Annotated in this window: 17 protein-coding genes; 8 read left to right on the forward strand and 9 right to left on the reverse strand. The window is 32.2% G+C overall.

The genetic code is table 11. The features are described 5' to 3' along the window. Window positions 1-63 precede the first annotated feature (63 nt). Window positions 64-1,707 (reverse strand): M1 family metallopeptidase, encoded by a 1,644-nt coding sequence (locus BTO06_RS08065; protein WP_100924813.1) that lies wholly within the window; start codon window positions 1,705-1,707, stop codon window positions 64-66. Between the two features lie 183 nt (window positions 1,708-1,890). On the opposite strand from BTO06_RS08065, the gene gcvT reads away from it, so the two are divergent. Next, window positions 1,891-2,973 carry a glycine cleavage system aminomethyltransferase GcvT gene (gene gcvT / locus BTO06_RS08070; protein WP_100924814.1) on the forward strand — a complete coding sequence of 361 codons (1,083 nt, stop codon included), beginning with the start codon at window positions 1,891-1,893 and terminating at the stop codon, window positions 2,971-2,973. A gap of 42 nt (window positions 2,974-3,015) precedes the next feature. On the opposite strand, the gene BTO06_RS08075 is transcribed toward gcvT, so the two are convergent. Continuing rightward, window positions 3,016-3,576, reverse strand: coding sequence for a 1-acyl-sn-glycerol-3-phosphate acyltransferase (locus BTO06_RS08075; RefSeq protein ID WP_335755678.1), 561 nt, complete (start codon window positions 3,574-3,576; stop codon window positions 3,016-3,018). Between the two features lie 46 nt (window positions 3,577-3,622). Here BTO06_RS08075 and rmuC point away from each other — a divergent pair, with 46 nt between their 5' ends. The 6 genes from rmuC to BTO06_RS08105 all read left to right on the forward strand — a co-directional run bounded on the left by rmuC (window position 3,623) and on the right by BTO06_RS08105 (window position 11,340). Beyond that, entirely contained in the window at window positions 3,623-4,957 is a 1,335-nt protein-coding gene (rmuC, locus tag BTO06_RS08080) for a DNA recombination protein RmuC (RefSeq protein ID WP_100924815.1), read from the forward strand. An 18-nt stretch (window positions 4,958-4,975) separates the two neighbouring features. Then, window positions 4,976-5,677 carry a DUF4178 domain-containing protein gene (locus tag BTO06_RS08085; protein WP_100924816.1) on the forward strand — a complete coding sequence of 234 codons (702 nt, stop codon included), beginning with the start codon at window positions 4,976-4,978 and terminating at the stop codon, window positions 5,675-5,677. 6 nt (window positions 5,678-5,683) lie between these two features. Next, the gene (locus BTO06_RS08090; protein ID WP_100924817.1) at window positions 5,684-6,583 is read left to right on the forward strand and encodes a DUF350 domain-containing protein; all 900 of its coding nucleotides are present in this window, start codon (window positions 5,684-5,686) and stop codon (window positions 6,581-6,583) included. Window position 6,584: 1 nt separating this feature from the next. After that, on the forward strand, window positions 6,585-8,144 hold the full coding sequence (locus BTO06_RS08095) for a polyamine aminopropyltransferase (RefSeq protein WP_100924818.1): 1,560 nt from the start codon (window positions 6,585-6,587) through the stop codon (window positions 8,142-8,144). Window positions 8,145-8,146: 2 nt separating this feature from the next. Then, window positions 8,147-8,455: an S-adenosylmethionine decarboxylase gene (locus tag BTO06_RS08100; RefSeq protein ID WP_100924819.1), complete on the forward strand. Its 309-nt coding sequence runs from the start codon at window positions 8,147-8,149 to the stop codon at window positions 8,453-8,455. Window positions 8,456-8,745: 290 nt separating this feature from the next. Next, window positions 8,746-11,340, forward strand: a complete 2,595-nt coding sequence (locus tag BTO06_RS08105; RefSeq protein ID WP_100924820.1) for a starch-binding protein — start codon at window positions 8,746-8,748, stop codon at window positions 11,338-11,340. A 94-nt stretch (window positions 11,341-11,434) separates the two neighbouring features. On the opposite strand, the gene glyA is transcribed toward BTO06_RS08105, so the two are convergent. The 3 genes from glyA to BTO06_RS08120 are packed head-to-tail and all read right to left on the reverse strand — an operon-like array spanning window position 11,435 to window position 14,209. Then, on the reverse strand, window positions 11,435-12,709 hold the full coding sequence (glyA, locus tag BTO06_RS08110; RefSeq protein WP_100924821.1) for a serine hydroxymethyltransferase: 1,275 nt from the start codon (window positions 12,707-12,709) through the stop codon (window positions 11,435-11,437). A gap of 28 nt (window positions 12,710-12,737) precedes the next feature. After that, window positions 12,738-13,046 carry an LETM1 domain-containing protein gene (locus BTO06_RS08115; RefSeq protein ID WP_100924822.1) on the reverse strand — a complete coding sequence of 103 codons (309 nt, stop codon included), beginning with the start codon at window positions 13,044-13,046 and terminating at the stop codon, window positions 12,738-12,740. Next, entirely contained in the window at window positions 13,046-14,209 is a 1,164-nt protein-coding gene (locus BTO06_RS08120) for a proline dehydrogenase family protein (RefSeq protein WP_100924823.1), read from the reverse strand. The genes BTO06_RS08115 and BTO06_RS08120 overlap by 1 nt, the downstream gene beginning before the upstream one ends. A gap of 101 nt (window positions 14,210-14,310) precedes the next feature. Here BTO06_RS08120 and aroB point away from each other — a divergent pair, with 101 nt between their 5' ends. Then, window positions 14,311-15,369: a 3-dehydroquinate synthase gene (aroB, locus tag BTO06_RS08125; RefSeq protein ID WP_100924824.1), complete on the forward strand. Its 1,059-nt coding sequence runs from the start codon at window positions 14,311-14,313 to the stop codon at window positions 15,367-15,369. On the opposite strand, the gene bshA is transcribed toward aroB, so the two are convergent. From bshA to dnaB, 4 genes are all read right to left on the reverse strand, one after another. Continuing rightward, window positions 15,366-16,487, reverse strand: a complete 1,122-nt coding sequence (gene bshA, locus BTO06_RS08130) for an N-acetyl-alpha-D-glucosaminyl L-malate synthase BshA (RefSeq protein ID WP_100924825.1) — start codon at window positions 16,485-16,487, stop codon at window positions 15,366-15,368. The two genes, aroB and bshA, sit on opposite strands and share 4 nt — an antisense overlap. Before the next feature lie 238 nt (window positions 16,488-16,725). Next, window positions 16,726-17,571, reverse strand: coding sequence for a transketolase (locus tag BTO06_RS08135; protein ID WP_100924826.1), 846 nt, complete (start codon window positions 17,569-17,571; stop codon window positions 16,726-16,728). A gap of 87 nt (window positions 17,572-17,658) precedes the next feature. Beyond that, window positions 17,659-18,918 carry an asparagine synthetase B gene (locus tag BTO06_RS08140; RefSeq protein WP_198517145.1) on the reverse strand — a complete coding sequence of 420 codons (1,260 nt, stop codon included), beginning with the start codon at window positions 18,916-18,918 and terminating at the stop codon, window positions 17,659-17,661. Between the two features lie 73 nt (window positions 18,919-18,991). Continuing rightward, on the reverse strand, window positions 18,992-20,512 hold the full coding sequence (dnaB, locus tag BTO06_RS08145; RefSeq protein ID WP_100924828.1) for a replicative DNA helicase: 1,521 nt from the start codon (window positions 20,510-20,512) through the stop codon (window positions 18,992-18,994). Window positions 20,513-20,596 lie beyond the last annotated feature (84 nt).

Genomic DNA, 20,596 nt, shown 5'->3' on the forward strand with positions numbered 1-20,596 from the left:
ACAATAAATAAAAAAGCAGATGGAAATCCATCTGCTTTTTTATTATTCTAAATTTTATTCTGTTTAGAGTTTTATAGATTTCACGTAAAAGTTTCTATCAACTTTAATTTCTTTAGAACCTATTTTCTTTGTTTTCCAATTCTCCGTTGGTTTCAAGGAAATTTCTTCATTATTAGCTATAATGGTTACAGGCATATTAAATCCTTCTACTACATTATTCCAACGGTATTTTAATTTATTCCCTTTGAATTTATACTCAAAAACTGGAATTTTGACTGTCCTTAAATACTGATCAAATATCTTCGATAAATCGATTTTTGATTTTTTAATTAAATATTCCTCAATATCAGCTGTACTTACTGTTTTATGATAGAAGTCTTTATTTAAGCCTCTTAAAATACTTCGCCACTTTTCATCATTATTTATTAATTGACGAATTATGTGTAACATATTAGCTCCTTTATAATACATGTCACCAGAACCCTCATTATTTACATCATACTGACCTATTATTGGCTTATCATTAACTATCGATCTTCTTGTTCCGATAACATAATCAGCTGAAGCGTCTTTTCCGTAATAATAATCTAAAAACAAATTTTCCGAATATGCCGTAAAACTCTCATGAATCCACATATCGGCTATATCTTTATTCGTAATATTATTTGCAAACCATTCATGACCTGCTTCGTGAATAATGATAAAATCAAACTTTAGTCCCCAACCAGTTCGAGATAAATCTCGTCCCAAATATCCTTTCATATATTTATTTCCATAGGTAACAGAACTTTGGTGTTCCATTCCTAAATAAGGAACTTCAACGAGCTTAAAACTATCTTCATAAAACGGATATTTACCGAACCAATGTTCAAAAGCCTTCATCATTTTAGGAGCATCTTTAAAATGCTCTTTTGCCTTTTCAAGGTTATCTCTTAAAACATAATAATCTAGATCTAACTTTCCTCCTTCTCCATTATATTTTTCACCAAAATGTACATAATCTCCAATATTTACATTTACTCCGTAATTATTAATTGGATTCTTAACTCCCCAATGATATGTGGTTGTATTATCATCATGTTTATCAACTTTCTGTAATCTACCATTTGAAACATTCATCAAATTACTTGGAACTCGAACACTAATATCCATACTTTCCACTTCATCATACATATGGTCTTTATTTGGCCACCACACACTAGCTCCTAATCCTTGACAAGACGTTGCCACAAAATGATTTCCATTTCTATCCTTTCTCCATGAAAAACCGCCATCCCAAGGAGCATTTTTAGCTACTTTAGGGAACCCTTCGTAATACACAATAATGGAGTATTCTTTATCTTTTATTTGCTTTTCCTCAAGCTCAACAAAATGTGCATTTCCTTCTGACTTTACAATAAGTTCTTTTTCATTTTGAGTAACTTTTGTAATCTTCATAGGTTCTTGTAAATCTACCTGAAGAATATTAGAAGGTGTTAAAACCTTATATTTAATCTCATTTTTTCCTTTGATAAATCTTTTATTAGGGTTTACTGAAATATCAAGATGATAATATGTTAAATCCCACCAAACTCTTTCTGGTGTAATACTTCCTCTAAGTGAATCTTGATGGGTAAATGTTTCAGTATGTTGAAATAATCCCTTTTGCGCGAATATATTTGAACTTACTAAAACCATAAAAAGCAACAATAAAGTTGATTTCTTCATTTTAGGTTAATTTTAAATTTAAATCTAAGATAATTCATTTGATAGAATCGATAATCTACTATAGTAACTTAATTTCACATATAATATCCCATTTATGATTCTATTCTTAGAATACTTGCAAAGTTTATAGGTGTTTACAAAAGGATTCAATATTTTTGACCTATCATTAAACAAACAAATCAAATGAAAAACACTGCTTTAACGCACGTTCACGAAGCTTTAGGTGCTAAAATGGTTCCTTTTGCTGGATACAATATGCCTGTTCAATATGAAGGAGTAAATGCTGAGCATGAAACTGTAAGAAATGGAGTTGGTGTATTTGATGTAAGTCACATGGGGGAATTCTTCTTAAAAGGAGAAAATGCATTGGCTTTAATTCAAAAAATTACTACAAATGATGCTTCTAAATTAGTTCCAGGAAAAGCTCAATATACATGTATGCCAAACGGTGATGGAGGAATTGTAGATGATTTAATTATCTATATGATTTCTGAAACAGAATACATGTTAGTGGTAAATGCTTCTAATATTGAAAAAGATTGGAGTTGGATTTCACAACACAACGATTTAAACGTTGAAATGGAAAACCGTTCAGAAGATTGGTCATTATTAGCAATTCAAGGTCCAAAAGCCGCCGAAGCGATGCAATCATTAACTTCTGTAGACTTATCAGCAATCAAATTTTATACATTTGAGATTACAGACTTTGCTGGAATTCCTAATGTGGTAGTTTCTGCAACAGGATATACTGGATCTGGTGGATTTGAGGTATATGTAAAAAATGAAGATGTTGAACAACTTTGGAAAAATGTTTTTGAAGCTGGAGCTGACTGGGGAATTAAACCAATTGGTTTAGCTGCACGTGATACATTACGTTTAGAAATGGGATATTGTTTATATGGAAATGATATTGACGATACTACTTCTCCTATCGAAGCTGGTTTAAGTTGGATTACAAAATTCACTAAGGATTTTGTAAATGCAGAAGGTTTAAAGAAGCAAAAAGAAGAAGGTGTTTCTCGTAAATTAGTTGCGTTTGAAATGACTGAAAAAGGAATTCCTAGAAAAGATTACGAAATAGTGGATACTGATGGGATTGTTATTGGTAATGTTACTTCAGGAACAATGAGTCCAAGTTTAGGAAAAGGTATTGGTTTAGGATATGTTACTATTGATAATTCAAAAGTTGACTCTGAAATTAAAATTCAAATCCGTAAGAAGCAAGTAGCTGCTAAAGTAGTTAAGTTGCCTTTTTACAAAGGATAATAAAAGTAAACTACATATCATATAATAATAAAAACCTACTTTTTAAAGTAGGTTTTTATTATTAAACAACTCAGGTTTAGCCGGTATAATATCTCTATAAAAATTTAAAAAATGATCGAAATCTTTCTCCATATCATCAGTTAAATAGTATGGATCTGCAACTATAATTTGTTTGTTTTTAAAGTCAAAACCAAACATAACAATTGGTACATTCGCTCCTTTAGCAATATAATAGAATCCCGTTTTCCATTTATCCGTGTATTGTCTAGTTCCTTCAGGAGACAAGGCTAAACGAAACTGCTCCTTTTCATTGAAAATGCTTACAATAGCATCAACCAAGTTTGTACTCTTACTTCTGTCTACTGGTGTTCCTCCAAGTTTCCTAAAAATGAAACCAAAAGGCGGTTTAAACAAAGCTGCCTTTCCAATATAATTGATCTCTATTTTTGTAACCGTTCTTGCTAAAATAGCAATAGGAAAATCCTTCCAACTCGTATGTGGAGCACCAATTACAATGTACTTTTTGAGATCTTTCGGAAAATTACCAACTAACTTCCAACCAAGAATATTATGGAAGATAAATTTAGATAAGCGATGTATCATAAATTGACTTTAAAAGGGTAAATTTAGCGTTTTAATTTTTTATCGAATGTCAGATCAACTGCTATACATTTTACTTACTGGTTTACTGAGTATTACCTTAGGATTTCTTGTCGGTTATATTATTCAAAAAAACAAAGCAAGCGTTTTAGAAAAGAACAATTCAAGCTTATCAGAAAGAAATAACTTATTACAAGAAAGTAAAAAGGAAAGTGAAAATGCAATTAACGAGCTTAAAGATGAACTAAAGTTTATTCAAACTGAAAAAGAAAGCTTAATTAAGGTTAATACGGAACAGGATGTAAAGTTGAAAAATCTTAACGCTAAGCTTGAGGATAATAAAAAGGAAATTGAAGGTCTTCAAGAGAAGTTTACTAAAGAATTTGAAAACCTGGCGAATAAAATATTAGATGAGAAGTCGAACAAATTTACAGCTCAGAATAAAGAGAATATTAAAAACATTCTTGATCCTTTAGAAAAGAAAATTAAAGACTTCGAGGAAAAAGTAGATAAAACTCATAAAGAAAGTATTGATTACCATTCTGCATTACGTCAACAAATACTTGGTTTAAAAGAGTTAAATGCTCAAATGAGTAAGGAAACTTTAAATCTTACGAAAGCATTAAAAGGAGATAGTAAAACTCAAGGGAACTGGGGAGAATTAGTTTTAGAACGTGTTCTTGAAAAATCTGGCTTAGAAAAAGATCGTGAGTATTTTGTTCAGCAATCTTTTACTAATGATGATGGAAAACGAATTCTACCCGATGTTGTTATTCATTTACCAGACAACAAAAAAATGATTGTTGATAGTAAGGTATCTTTAACTGCTTATGAACAATTGGTGAACTCTGAAGACGATAGCAAAAAAGAACGTTTATTAAAAGAACACACAAATTCTTTAAAACGACACGTAGATCAGCTTTCTGAAAAGAAGTATGAAGATATTTATAAAATAGAATCACCAGATTTTGTATTGTTATTTGTTCCTATTGAACCTGCTTTTGCAGTGGCTTTAAATGAAGATAATACACTTTACAACAAAGCGTTCGAAAAGAATATTGTAATTGTTACACCTACTACTCTATTGGCTACTCTACGTACCATTGATACGATGTGGAACAACGAAAAGCAACAACGAAATGCTCTTGAAATTGCCAGACAAGCGGGAGCTCTTTACGATAAATTTGAAGGTCTCTTGAAAGATCTTATCAACATCGGTAAAAAGATTGATGCCACTAAGAATGATTATAGCTTAGCTATGAATAAATTAGTAGAAGGAAGAGGAAACTTAATTACTAGTGTAGAAAAGCTGAAGAAAATGGGTGCAAAAGCTAAAAAAGCGTTACCAGAAAGTATTATTGAAAGAGCTAGTGACGATTCATAAACTAAAATTGAAATGTAAATGCAAAAGTTAAAAAGAGGTTACTTATTTGATTATAAAAAACAGACTTGGAAAGTTACTGATATCTATAAGATTAAGTGGGACGATGGCTCTCAAACTACAGAATATCAAGTAAAGAATAAAAAAGGTGAAGTACGTTACCTTATGTTAGAGTTTGTTCGTAAACAAAAAACAAGCTTTACATTTTGGGAAAAGATTGCAGATATCAATCAATTTCTAAAAACAATCTCTAAAACAGAAGCTGACTTTGTATCTATTGGTAGTGCAAAATTCCCAAAACAATTTCAGTACAAGAATGTAACATATACTTTTGATGAAAGATGTGATGGTACATGTCATTATGATTATGAAACTGAACGTGTAAATTCTCTTGATTATACAAATGACGACGATAGTAAATTCTTCGCTATTCAGTTATGGGATGACGAAATAGAAATTTCTACAGGAATAAGTATTTTAAAATCTCAAATCTCTAACATTCAAGAACGAACTACCTTCATATCTAGTGATTCTGTTTGGGACTTTATAAGTAAATATTTTGTTGGTATAATATTTACTTTATTCATGTTAATGACATTTTTACTGAACAAATGTTCTAGTAATTCTTGGGATGGTAACAGAGATCCTAATGATTCCACAAAGGTTTACAGAAATAGTAATAATTATTACAGAGGAAGAAGTTCACGAGGATTCGGAAAATAAAAGATTATGGAAGAAAATACACTTACTTGGTTAACACATACAGTTACTTACGTTACGTTATTTTATATTTCGTTCGTAATTGCCAAATTATTCTTTAAGCTTAAGAATAGAAAAATTAATATTGAAAACGAACTTACCATAAAGGATAATGTAGCTTTTGCCGTAATAGCTACAGGCTATTTTATTGGAACTACCATTATATTTTTAGGTGTTTTGCATGGAGAATCTCATGGTTTACTCACAGATGTTATTCTTATACTGCTCTACAGTATTTTTGGGAACTTCTTATTGATTTTATCATCTATTATCAATGAAAAAATAGTCTTTGGAAAGAAGTTCAAATTTTACCGTGAAGTTATTCGTGATGAAAACGTTGGAACTGGATTTATTGAAGCTGCAAACTTTATAGGATCTGGATTAATTATTTTCGGAGCCATCTCTGGAAGGAATATAAATCTATTTCCAGAATATGGAGAATTAGGTCATTATGCATCAGATTTTTTAAGTCTTTTGTTTTTCTGGGCTTTAGGACAAATAATCATCTTTGTATTTCTTAAAGTGTACAAAAAAATTGTTTCTTATGATTTTATCAAAGAAATTCAAGAAGATAATAATGCCATAGGAATTGTATATGCAAGTATTTTAATATCAGTAGCTTTTTTATACTCATTTGCTTCAAAAGGAGATATAAATTCATGGGAAACTACTCTTGAAGATATTTTGTATCATCTTGGTTTAGCTATAATTCTTTTGCCATTATCAAGACTTTTTGTTGAAAAGGTTATACTTCCAAAAAGTAATCTTACAGATGAAATTGTAAATCAAGAAATCCCAAATAAAGGAGCTGCTATACTTGAAGCTTTTGCCTATATCGGAAGTGCAATAATAATTAGTTTCTGTATGTAAAATGGCATCATCAACCAAACTTAAAAAACGAATTTTATTCCTTGCTCTTTTTGCAACCGGATTATCTGGGATTGTGGCTGAGTATTGTTTTGCCACATTATCTACATATTTTATTGGTGATTCAGTAAAGCAATGGTCTATAATAATTTCATTGATGCTTTTTAGCATGGGATTAGGTAGTAGAATTACTAAATCGTTCGATGGGAATGTATTTAAATTGTTCATTTATACCGAATTTACATTATCTATCTTGGTTTCCTTTTCGGCTGTTACGACTTATTATTTAGCTACTCAGGTGGAGTATATTTCGATTTACATTTATTCAATGGCTATTCTAACAGGAATGCTAATAGGAATGGAATTACCTCTTGCTATGAGGCTTAATAAAGATTTTCAGTCTTTAAAATTAAACGTAGCTAATATCTTGGAAAAAGATTACTACGGAAGTTTAATTGGCGGGTTATTTTTTGTTTTTATTGGTTTACCCTATTTAGGATTATCTCATACTCCATTTATACTTGGTTTTATCAATTTAATGGTTGCCATTTTATTACTCTTTATCTTTAAAAACAAACTCAAAAAGAAGGAAAAAAACACTTTATATAGTGCAGCTGGATTTATAGTTGTTCTTTTAATTATCGGTACTCTACTTTCTAGTAAAATCATTCTTTACGGAGAACAAACAAAATATAAAGACAAAATTGTATTTCAAGAACAATCCATATATCAAAAAATAGTAGTCACCAAATGGAAAAAGGATTACTGGCTGTATTTGAATGATAATTTACAATTTTCAACATTTGATGAACCATTATATCATGAAGTGTTAGTTCACCCAATAATGCAAATCCTGAATAAACCGAGGAACATACTTATTCTCGGTGGTGGTGACGGTTGTGCTGCTAGAGAACTTTTGAAATATCCATCTATCAATAAGATTACTTTGGTCGATTTAGACAAGAAACTAACTGATCTATTTGTTAATGAACCAGAACTAACTAACATTAACAATAACTCATTAACGAATTCGAAAGTACAAATCATAAATACAGATGGTTTCAAATATGTAAGTGAAACTCAATATTTTTTTGATTTGATAATTATTGATCTACCTGATCCAAGAAATGTAGAATTAGCACGCTTATATTCTAAGGAATTTTATGAGTTATGTAGGTTAAAATTAATTCCAAACGGTGGTTTAATTACACAAGCAGGAAGTCCGTATTATACACCATACGCGTTTAAATGTATTCAACAAACAATGAATCAGGCAAACTTTAGTGTTTTACCGATTCATAATCAAATTTTATCTATGGGCGAATGGGGTTGGATTTTAGGAACTAAAGCACCTCTTTCAAAAGATGAAATGATTAACAGGTTAGGAAATTTTGATGAATCTGTAATTTCAACCAAATGGTTGAATTCTGATAGTATGAGTTTAATAACGTCATTTGGAAAGGGTTTTTATAGTAAAACAAAGTTAGATTCACTTGAAACGAATCAAATCAGTAATCCTGTATTGTATCATTATTATAACAAAGGAAACTGGGATATTTATTAATTATGAAAAGAAAAGAAGAATATATAGCCTTAGATGCTCAAATGTTTCATTTCGATTTATGGATTAATCAATCAAATCCTGAAAAATTGAAAACTGAAATTGCTTTAATGTTAGAAAAAAGTAAGTTTACCATTGTAAATTTTATCGAACATCATTTTCCTATAAAGGGTTATACAGCTGTTTGGCTTTTAGCAGAAAGTCATCTTGCAATTCATACCTTTCCAGACCAAGAAAAAACCTATCTACAAATAAGCAGTTGTAATAATAATAAGCTACAAATACTAAAAGAGGAATTACCAAGTTTATATTAACTGAGTTTTATTGTAAAATTAAAAAACGACAACGGTTTCGAAATACAGAAATACTACTTTATTACTTCATTTTTTTATTATTTCTCATTAAAAATTCATGAAATCGATTTAGTTATCAACACGAAATCGATTTAGTGAGGTGCTCTTTTTTTTTCATTAAGTAATTCATAATAAATTCGTTATATAATAATGAATAATTCAACAATTAACACTGGAAACAATAAGTATCATAAGATAAAAGTGTTAATTATTATTCCAATCAACATTTCAAATACAACAACTTAATTACAATGAAAAAAAACCTAAAAAACTTTCAATTTATTTTGCTATTCATTTTTTCCCTGAATGTTTTAGCGCAAGATGAAGATGTACTCTTCCAAGCTTTTGATTGGAATGTGCAAAATCAACCAGCTGGTCAAACATGGTTCAACGTTGTTACACAAAACAGTAATGAGCTTAGCAATGCCGGTTTTGATATGATTTGGCTCCCACCTGTCAGTGATTCTGGAGCTCCTCAAGGATATCTACCACGAGAATTGTACAACTTTGATAGTGCTTACGGTACGGAGGTGCAACTACGTAACTTAATTAATACTTATCATAGCGCTGGCGTAAAAGTTATCGGAGATATTGTTATTAATCACCGTGTTGGAACTGCGGACGCTGTTACTTTTACCAACCCGGCATGGCCAACTACTTTCATTACGGCAGATGACGAAGGTAGAAACTTTGTCAATTTCCCAGTGCAATTTAGTATAAATAATGATTATTTCCCTGGTACTGCACTGAAAGCTGATGGCTCTAACGGAACCTATGGACCTGCAAGAGACTTAGATCATTATAATCCTGCAGTTCGTCAAGAAATCAAAAACTGGATGAATTTCCTTAAAAACGACCTTGGATTTGATGGTTGGAGATATGACTTTGTACATGGTTATGATCCAATATTCAATAAGGAATATAATGATGCTACAAATCCATACTTCGCAGTAGGAGAATTACTAGAGAGTAGTAGAGTTCAAACGAATAATTGGGTTAATTTTACGCAACAATCTTCTTCTGCTTTTGATTTCAATACAAAAGTTACATTACAAAATGCTTTTCGAGATAATAACCTTTCTTATTTAAGAGATGGTGGTGGGAACCCTTCGGGTATGATTGGTATCAACCCAGCAAAATCTGTTACTTTTTTAGATAATCATGATACTGGAGCTGCACAGCAATGTTGTGGACCAGGTTATGTTTTTCCAGGTGGAGAAACAAACTTACGCAAAGGATACGCTTATATTTTAACACATCCAGGAAATCCAATGGTATTTTGGACTCATTACTTTGATACTGGGATAGGAGTTAGAAACGCTATTAAAGATTTAATAGCAATTAGAAAAGACACAAGGATATTTGCAGGATCATCTATTAACATTGTGGAAGCCCGCAATGATTTATACGCAGCTTATATAGACGGAAGAAATGGGACTATTGCTATGAAATTAGGTAGTGGAAACTGGGCTCCAAACGGAACTGGATGGATATTAAGAACATCTGGAACGGATTATGCAGTTTGGACTCAAGGCGGAACTCCTCCTCCTCCTCCAACACAAGTTGATCCTTTTACGGTAAACTTCAAAAAACCAAACTCTTGGAATAATAATGTGAATGTATATTTATTTGATGCATCTAGCAATGCAATCATTCCAGGAACAGCTGCTTGGCCTGGACAATCTATGACCAATATTGCTGGAACTCCATGGTACTCATTCCAAGTTAGTCCTCCTCAAGGTGTTGCCGCTGAAAATATTCGAGTAATTTTTAATGATGGAAGTAACCAAACAGATGATTTAAGTCGAAGTACAGATGGTTGGTATGATAATGGAACTTGGACAAATAATTGTCCTCTTGATTGCACTAGTACTCCTCCGCCGCCGCCTACAGGAAATGTTACTTATCAATTTAAAAAACCAAGTAACTGGAGCTCTAATATAAATGTTTATTTCTTCGATGCTTCTAGCAACTCTACAATTTCTGGAACTCAGGGATGGCCGGGCCAGACTATGTCAAATATTTCTGGAACACCTTGGTACGCATATACTTTAAATGTTCCTTCAGGTACTTCTCCAGATAATATAAGAGTAATATTTAATGATGGATCCAATCAAACAGATGATTTAGCAAGAGGAACTGATGGTTGGTACGATAAGGGAACTTGGACAAGTAATTGCTCTTCTGACTGTACCAATACACCTCCTCCTCCAACGAATACAGTTACAATAAACTTTTTAAGAACTTCTTCTTGGGGAAATACAGTGAACGCATATTTATTTAATAGAGCTTCAAATACAACTCTTTCTGGTACTCCAGGATGGCCTGGCCAACAAATGAATAACGAAACAAACTGGTCTAATTATACATTTACTGTTCCTAGTGGAGTTTCGTCAAATAATATTGGTGTTGTTTTTAATAATGGAAATGGACAACAAACAGTTGATTTAACAAGAGGAACTGATGGTTGGTTTAGAATTACTGGAACTAGCAATGGAAAATCGACTGGTGTATGGACAGATAATTGCTCTACAAACTGTACTTCTTCAAGAAGTTCAGCAAATTCAAAAACCGAATTATCTATTTTAGACAATGTTTCGATTGCTCCAAACCCTATTAGAAATAAATCAAATCTTTATATTTCTACTAGTCGAAACGGAACTTTAAAAGTGAGTATTTCTAACATACTCGGACAAACTAAAGTTATTTTTAATAGTGAAAAACAAAAAGGAAATCATAGAATTGAATTATCCAATTCAGATTTTGGTGCTAAAGGTATTTACATCATTAATACAACATTAAATGATGCTCCAATATCGAAGCCTATAAAAATTATTAAACAGTAATAGTTCGTTTAATATTTAAGTAATCCCTAAAGAAAAACCGGTAGTTATGAAACTACCGGTTTTTTACTAAATATATTTTAAGACTTGCTTATGATTACATTACAAATAGTCTTCTTTGGTGCATTAAGTCATACACCTTTTCTCCAATTCCATGTAATTTTTCTTCATTTTCAGCATTTTGAATTGCTTCGTCAATTAAATTAACAACAGCTTCCATATCTTCTTCTACCAAACCTCTTGTAGTGATAGCAGGAGTACCTATTCTAATACCCGAGGTTACAAATGGAGATTCTGTATCAAACGGCACCATATTTTTATTAACCGTAATTTCAGCCTTACCTAAAGCAATTTCAGCATCTTTGCCTGTTATATTTTTATTCCTCAGGTCTATTAACATCATATGGTTATCTGTTCCTCCTGAAATAATATCGTATCCTCTTTTTACAAAAGCCGCTGCCATCGCTTGAGCATTTGCTCTTACTTGAATTTGATACTCTAAGAATTCATCTGTTAGCGCTTCTCCAAAAGCTACTGCTTTAGCAGCAATAACATGTTCTAACGGTCCACCTTGGTTTCCAGGAAAAACCGCTCCGTTTAATAAGGTAGACATTTTCTTTAATTTTCCACTCTTTAACTTTAGTCCAAATGGATTTTCAAAGTCTTTCCCAATCATAATCATACCACCTCGAGGACCTCTCAATGTCTTGTGAGTAGTTGTTGTCACGATATGACAATGTGGTAATGGATCATTTAAAATACCTTTCGCGATTAAACCTGATGGATGAGAAATGTCTGCTAATAAGATAGCTCCAACACTATCCGCTACTTCACGGATAAGTTTAAAATCCATATCTCTTGAATAAGCAGATGCTCCAGCAATAATCATTTTTGGTTTATGCTTTTGAGCTTGTTCTTTTAACTGATCATAATCTATTAATCCAGTTTCTTTATTAACACCGTAAAATACAGGATTATATAATTTACCTGAGAAGTTTACTGGTGAACCATGCGTTAAATGTCCACCGTGTGCTAAATCAAAACCTAAAATTGTATCACCTGGTTTTAGGCAAGCGGCAAAAACAGCAGTATTCGCTTGACTTCCAGAATGAGGTTGTACGTTTACATATTCTGCTCCAAACAATTCTTTAGCTCTATCAATTGCGATTTGTTCAACTACATCTACAATCTCACATCCTCCATAATAACGCTTACCAGGATATCCTTCTGCATATTTATTAGTTAAAATAGAACCCTGAGCTTCCATTACTTGCTCACTAACAAAATTTTCTGAGGCAATCAACTCTAATCCATTAAGTTGTCGTTCTTTTTCATCTCTAATTAAATCAAAAATTTGATGATCTTTTTGCATTGTGTGTTGTGTGTTTTTATTCCCAGATTTACACTTCTGGGGTATTAAATTTCTCTGAATTATCTTTTCTAAATGAACTTGGTAAAATTGTAGGAATCAATTTAATAAGCAAAGGTAATAAAAGTGCTCCACCTGGTAACATAAAAACTGTAAAAGCAGGAATAGCTTTACAAATGTCTAATGTTTGTTCTTTAATCTTGTCCTTCTCCTCGTCGGTTAACTGAGTAGTAATTGATTTCTTTAATAAAAAAATAAGTTCTTTACTTTCTTCAAGCTCTTCTGCAAACCGAGCTTTATTCTTTTCTAATAAAGACTTTATTTCATCTACAGAATTCATTATACTTTTCTACGTTTTTTTTCAGTTTTAATTAGGTTTAACTCTCTCGAAGTTTGCCCTTCAACAGAAGTATTTTCTTCAGCTCTTCGAATTAAATAAGGCATCACATCTCTAACTGGACCAAATGGAACATATTTAGCAACATTATATCCTTTCTCTGCTAAATTGAAACTTATATGATCACTCATTCCGTATAACTGACCAAACCACATTCTCTTATCGTTCTTTTCAATATTATACTTCTCTGCTAGGCTCATTAATAAGTAAGAACTTTCTTCATTGTGAGTTCCTGCAAATAGTGCCATATTTTTATGCTCCATCATATACAGAATCGCTTCATCGTAGTTCTTATCTGTAGCTTCTTTATTTTTACAAATTGGAGAAGGATAACCCTTTTCTTCTGCTCTTTCACGTTCTTTTTCCATGTATGCTCCTCGAACAACTTTCATTCCGATATGGAAACCCTTTTGATGTGCTCTTTGATGAAGAGATTTCAAATATTCCATACGATCATGACGATACATTTGAAGTGTATTAAAAACGATCGCTTTTTCTTTGTTGTAAGTTGCCATTAACTCTTCGATCAAATCATCAGCTGCATCTTGCATCCAACTTTCTTCTGCATCAATTAATAGAGGAACATCTTTATCAAAAGCTATTTTACATACCCTATGAAAACGTGCCTTGACTCTTTCCCACTCTGCGACTTCATCTGCTATTAACTCTTTGCCCTCTCCTATTTTTTGGTACAGTGCAAAACGTCCAAAACCAGTTGGCTTAAATACCGCAAAAGGAATAGAATTTTTCTCTTCAGAAAATTGGATAATTTTGACAATCTTTTCAACTGCATTATCAAAACTTTCTTCTTCCTCCTTACCTTCAACAGAGTAATCCAAAACACTATGTACATTCCCTGAATTGTACATTTTTTCGATACTTGGAATACAATCTTCCTCCGTTACACCGCCACAAAAGTGATCAAAAACAGTAGAACGAATCAAACCTTCTACAGGTAAATGCGCCTTTAATGCAAAATTTGTAACCGCCGTACCAATTTTTACCATTGGTTGACTTTGTATTAATCGAAATAAAAAGTAAGCCCTTTCTAACTCAGAATCAGACTTCAACTTAAAAGCTACTTCAGTATTTTCAAAAAGTTTCATGATTAATATTTACACGTTTATCCTTGAATAGCAAATATAGAGGAGAACAATGAATTTCTTTTATAATTTCTATTTATTTTTACTGCTTATTTTATGAAAACATGGAAACTATTCAGGCAACTACATATCCGGTGCATTTTAACGAAAAAGCATATTTAGAATTAGCTACTTTAATAGAAAAAAAATCTTATTCCTCTATTTTTATTTTAGTAGATGATAATACCTTCGAATCTTGTTATCCGCGATTTATTCAAAATTTACAAACAACCGCACCAATTGAAATAATTCAAATTGAACCAGGAGAAGTTCATAAGAATATTGAAACTTGTGTTAATATTTGGAATGTAATGACAGAGTTAGGTGCTGATAGAAAAAGTTTACTTATAACTCTGGGTGGTGGTGTAATTACTGATTTAGGTGGTTTTGTAGCATCTACCTTTAAACGTGGAATTGACTTTGTTAATATTCCAACAACTTTACTTTCTATGGTGGACGCTTCTGTTGGCGGAAAAACTGGAATTGATTTAGGTGTTCTAAAGAATCAGATTGGAGTATTTGCGAATCCACAAATTGTATTGATTGATCCCGATTATTTATACACACTTTCTGCAAGAGAAATAAGATCTGGAACGGCAGAAATTATTAAATATGGAATGACACACGACATCCAATTATTCAATGAAATAAAAAATAATCCTGAGTTAAATATTATTGATTTAATTCATCGTTCAATAGAAATTAAGAACGAAGTCGTCACAGCAGATCCAAAAGAAAAAGGGCTACGAAAAGTATTAAATTGGGGACACACAATTGGACATGGAATTGAGTCTTATTTCCTAGAAAATCCTAATAAAGAAAACCTTACTCATGGAGAAGCAATTGCTATCGGCATGGTTTGCGAAGCTTATGTTTCAAACAAAGAGTTGGGATTTGAGTTGGATAAAGTAAATGAAATAAAACGAGCTATTACTACCATTTATGGAAATATTGAAATTTTAGAAGAAGACATTAATCCGATTATTCAATTGTTAAAACACGATAAAAAAAATGAAGCTGGTATTGTTAAATTCGTTTTATTAAAAGATTATCAAGATTTTGTTATCAATGCAGAAGCTTCTGAAAGTATAATAAGAGAAAGTATTAAATACTACGTTTCTTAAAAACAAGCATTATATATTCTTTCATATTGTGGTAATACTTTTTCTAGAGAGAAGAGTTTCGTATGCTCTTTTGCTTTTCTCTTCATTTCTAAAAGTTTAGTATCATCTTTTAGAATAGAGATTGCATGTGATGACATACTTTCAACATCTCCTAAATCAGCAAGAAAACCTGTTTCCCCATGAATATTAACTTCTGGAAGTCCTCCTCTATTGGATGAAATAACAACTGTATTTGCCGCCATTGCCTCTAAAGCTGCAAGTCCAAAACTTTCTGTTTCAGATGGTAATAAAAACACATCTGAATAACATAATAACTTTGCAACTTCGTTACTATTTCCTAAAAACAAAACCTTGTCTGTAATTCCTAAATCTTCCACTAATTTCTCGGCTTTTGAACGTTCTGGTCCATCTCCTACCATTAATAACTTTGCAGGAATTTCATTTTGAACTTTATTAAAAACTTCAACAACATCTAATACTCGTTTTACCGGTCTAAAATTACTGATATGAATCAAAATTCGTTCATCTGGAGCAGCAATGGCAGTCCGTTGGCATTCTGCCTCGTCTGCCATTTCGTATTTTTTTCCATCAATGAAATTATAAACAACCTTAATATCCTTTTGAATATTAAACAGACGTAAAGTATCTTCTTTTAAACTTGAAGAAACAGTTGTTACTTCATCAGATTTATTAATACTAAACTCAACTGCTGTTTTATAACTTGGATGGCTTCCTACTAAAGTAATATCAGTACCATGTAAGGTTGTTACGACTTTAACTCTAATTCCTTTATCAGCCAACATTTCCTTAGCCATATAAGCTGCATAAGCATGTGGAATTGCATAATGCACGTGTAATACTTCAAGCGCATAACGTTCAACCACTTCTACCATTTTTGTTGAAAGTGCCAATTCATATGGTTGGTATTGAAACAATGGGTATTCTTCCAAAGCAACCTCGTGAAAATGTAAATTGTAAGAAATAAAGTCTAATCGTACTGGTTGATTATATGTTATAAAATGAACCTCATGACCTTTATTCGCTAATGCCATTCCTAATTCAGTAGCAACTACTCCACTTCCACCAAACGTAGGATAACATACAATTCCTATTTTCATCTGTTTAAATTATTTACACTAAAATACTAGATTTTGAATCTAATCAGCAATCATCATAAATTTTCATCTTCAAAAAGAGAGAAGTTACAAAATTTATGACGGCTTTATTAATAAATTGATTTGTTCAACTCTGACGTAAAAATACGCTTTTGTTTACGTGAGTTTGTTAATATTATTAAAAAAAGAAACGCTGTAACTCGTAAGTTACAGCGTTTCAAAATATTATATTCATTACTAATTAGTAATCACCTAAAGTTGCAGGATTTTGCTCTAAAGCTGAAGCTAATTGCTCATCATTAGGAGCTTTTCCATGCCAAGCGTGTGTGTGCATCATAAAATCTACACCATTACCCATTTCTGTATATAATAAAATACAAACCGGCTTTCCTTTTCCGGTTCTAGTTTTCGCTTCTTTTAAGCCTACTAAAATAGCTTCTATGTCATTTCCTTCTTTAACTTCTAATACATCCCAACCAAAAGCTTCAAACTTAGCTTTTAAGCTACCCATTGCTAATACATCATCAGTTGTACCATCAATTTGCTTTTCGTTAACATCAACCGTTGAAATTAAATTATCTACTTTTTTTGCTGAAGCATACATTGCTGCTTCCCAAATTTGTCCTTCTTGTAATTCCCCATCTCCGTGTAAGGAATAGACAATTTTATCATCTCCATTTAACTTTTTAGCTTCTGCTGAACCAATAGCAACACTCATTCCTTGTCCTAATGAACCAGAAGCAATTCTAATTCCTGGTAAATGTTCGTGAGTAGTTGGGTGACCTTGTAAACGAGAATCGAGCTTTCTAAACGTTGCTAATTCTTCAACAGGGAAAAAACCACTGCGAGATAACACACTGTAATATACAGGTGAAATATGTCCGTTTGATAAAAAGAACATATCTTCATTTCTACCATCCATATCAAAATCAGTGCTATAATCCATGATTTCTTGATATAAACAAGAAATAAATTCAGCACATCCTAATGATCCTCCTGGGTGACCAGAATTAACGGCATGTACCATGCGTAAAATATCTCGACGAACTTGTTGTGTAAAGTCTTGAAGTTGTTGTGTTGTTGACATTTTGTTATGTTTAATACCGGCAAAAATACAAAAGTGTTCGATATGAAAATATGGAAAACTCGCTTTTAATGAATAGTTATTAACATATTAGGTTTTCTGCTTCTTCTTTTTAGCCGCTGGAAATAATACATTATTAAGAATTAATCGATATCCTGGTGAAGTTGGATGCAAATCTAACTCTGTTTTTGGATCACCAACTCTGTGTCTGTAATCTTCTGGATCATGACCTCCATAAAAAGTAAACATTCCTTTTCCCTTGGTTCCATGAATATAACGAGCTTCTGAATTTGTAGTGTTTTCTCCAAGAACCATCACCGTCGATTTCACATTTCTTCTATCGAAAGAAGTAGTTTGTCCCATAAATGCTTTTACTACCTGAGTATGATTTTGACATAACATTGTAGGGACTTGATCCCATTTTGCAGAAAACTCTTTCAACACAAAATAATCTGACTCTTGTCGAATTCTTCTTTTACGAGTCATATCAATTGATGAAAACTCGTAGGTTGTTGGATTTCTTATTAATTCAAAGTCAGAAAAAGCAAAGGTTTTGTTGAAATTTAGTTTCGACTGATAATTTGGTTCTGAAGGATCTCCATCAAACATCGCCTCGCAAATATCAACTCCATCTGCAGCGAGTGCAATGTCAAAACTATCGGTTGCAGAACACATAGCAAACATAAATCCACCTCCAATAACATAATCTCTGATTTTTAAAGTTACATCTCTCTTCGCTTCTGAAACCTTTGAGTATCCTAATTTAGTTGCTAAAGCTTCTGCATCTTTCTTTTGTTGAATATACCAAGGTGCTGTTCGGAAAGCTCCGTAAAAACGACCATATTGTCCTGTAAAATCTTCATGATGTAAATGAAGCCATTCATAAAGTAATAATTTATCATTCAGTACTTCTTCATCATAAACCACGTCAAACGGAATCTCTGCATATGTTAAAACCATTGTAACAGCATCATCCCAAGGCATTTTATCCTTTGGAGAATAAACAGCAATTTTTGGAGCTTTTTCCAACGTTACTGCTTCTTGATTTTTACTTGGCGAAGAAATTTCTTCTAGAATTAATTGAGATTTAGCATCTGAAATTTCTTGATATGAAACACCACGAATCTTACATTCATTCACAATAGCTTCATTATTTTCAATTAAAAAAGCTCCTCCATCATAGTTTAACAGCCATTTTGCTTTTAAGCCATTCTGTAAAGCATAATAAACTATTCCGTATGCTTTTAAATGATTCTTTTGATTATCATGACTCATTGGTAAATAAATAAACGAAGCCCAAAGCGACTTTGAAAATAATATTAATGAGAGTAAAAAAATGTATTTCTTCATATTGAAAACTAAAATACACAATTACTAGTAAGCAATTGTGTATTTAATATATTTTTAAGATTGTAACGACTTATTAAAAGGGAACATCATCGTTAAAATTATCATTTGATCGTTCTGGTGATCCGAATGCGTCTTGAGCTGAAGGTAAGACATCAGATGAAAATGAATTCATACTCGATTGGAACTCACTACTAAATCCTTCTTCTAAATCTGAGAATTTTGCTAAGTGTCCTGTAAACTTTAAACGAATATTATCCAATCCACCGTTACGGTGTTTCGCAACAATAAACTCTCCTTGTCCCTCACATGGTGAATGATCATCATCATCCCATTCTGTCATTCCATAATATTCTGGACGGAAAATGAACGAAACAATATCGGCATCTTGCTCAATCGCTCCAGATTCACGAAGATCGGATAATAAAGGTCTTTTACTTCCTCCACGTGTTTCAACCGAACGTGATAACTGTGATAATGCAATAACAGGCACATTTAATTCTTTTGCCAATGCCTTTAAATTTCGCGAAATGGTAGAAATTTCCTGTTCACGATTTCCACCTGCTCCACCAGCAGTCATTAACTGTAAATAATCGATAATTAGAATACGAACATTATGCTGAGAAACTAAACGTCTAGCTTTTGCACGTAAATCAAAAATTGATAATGCAGGAGTATCATCAATAAATATTGGAGCATCTGAAAGTTTTTTAACCTTTACATTTAATTGCTCCCATTCGTGAGGCTCTAAATTTCCTTTACGAAGTTTTTCAGAAGTTAATCCAGTTTCTGATGAAATCATACGCGTAATTAACTGTACTGATGACATCTCTAAAGAGAACACTGCGACTGCATGATTAAAATCGATTGCCATATTTTTAGCCATCGAAATTACAAATGCCGTTTTTCCCATACCAGGACGAGCCGCGATGATAATTAAATCGGTTGGTTGCCAACCTGATGTTAATGCATCTAACTTTGTGAATCCAGTTGCCAAACCACTCATTCCTTCTTGATTCGAAATTTCCTGAATTTTATTAATTGCTTGCTGAACTAATGATCCAGCTCCCTCTGCTCCTTTTTTTAAGTTTCCTTGTGTTACTTCAAATAATTTTCCTTCGGCCTCATCTAATAAATCAAAAACATCTGTTGTTTCGTCATAAGCACTTTCAATAATTTCGGAAGAAATAGAGATTAATCTACGTTGAATATATTTCTGAAGTATAATTCTAGAGTGGAATTCGATATGTGCAGAAGAAGCAACTTTTTGAGTAAGATTTATCAAGTAAAAATCACCTCCTGCAATTTCTAATTTTCCATCACTTCGTAATCTATGGGCAACTGTTCTTAAATCGATTGGTTCTGAATTTTGGAAAAGCGTATAGATTGCATTATAAATTTCCTGATGACGTCTATCATAGAATGCTTCAGGGTGTAAAATGTCAATTACCTCATCAATTCCTTTCTTGTCAATCATCATAGCTCCTAAAACAGCCTCTTCAAGATCTAAAGCCTGTGGTGGTAACTTTCCTTTTTCTAGATTTATTATTCTAGATTTATCAATCTTAGTTCCTCGTAAACTTTGCGTTTTCTCCATGTGAGCAAAAGTAATTTTTTACATTGATATTTGTATCAGCTTATGTTGATTTTCTTTGTTCACAAAAAGTGTAAACAAAACTGT

The organism is Tenacibaculum sp. SZ-18, from assembly GCF_002813915.1.
Taxonomy (GTDB): Bacteria; Bacteroidota; Bacteroidia; order Flavobacteriales; family Flavobacteriaceae; genus Polaribacter.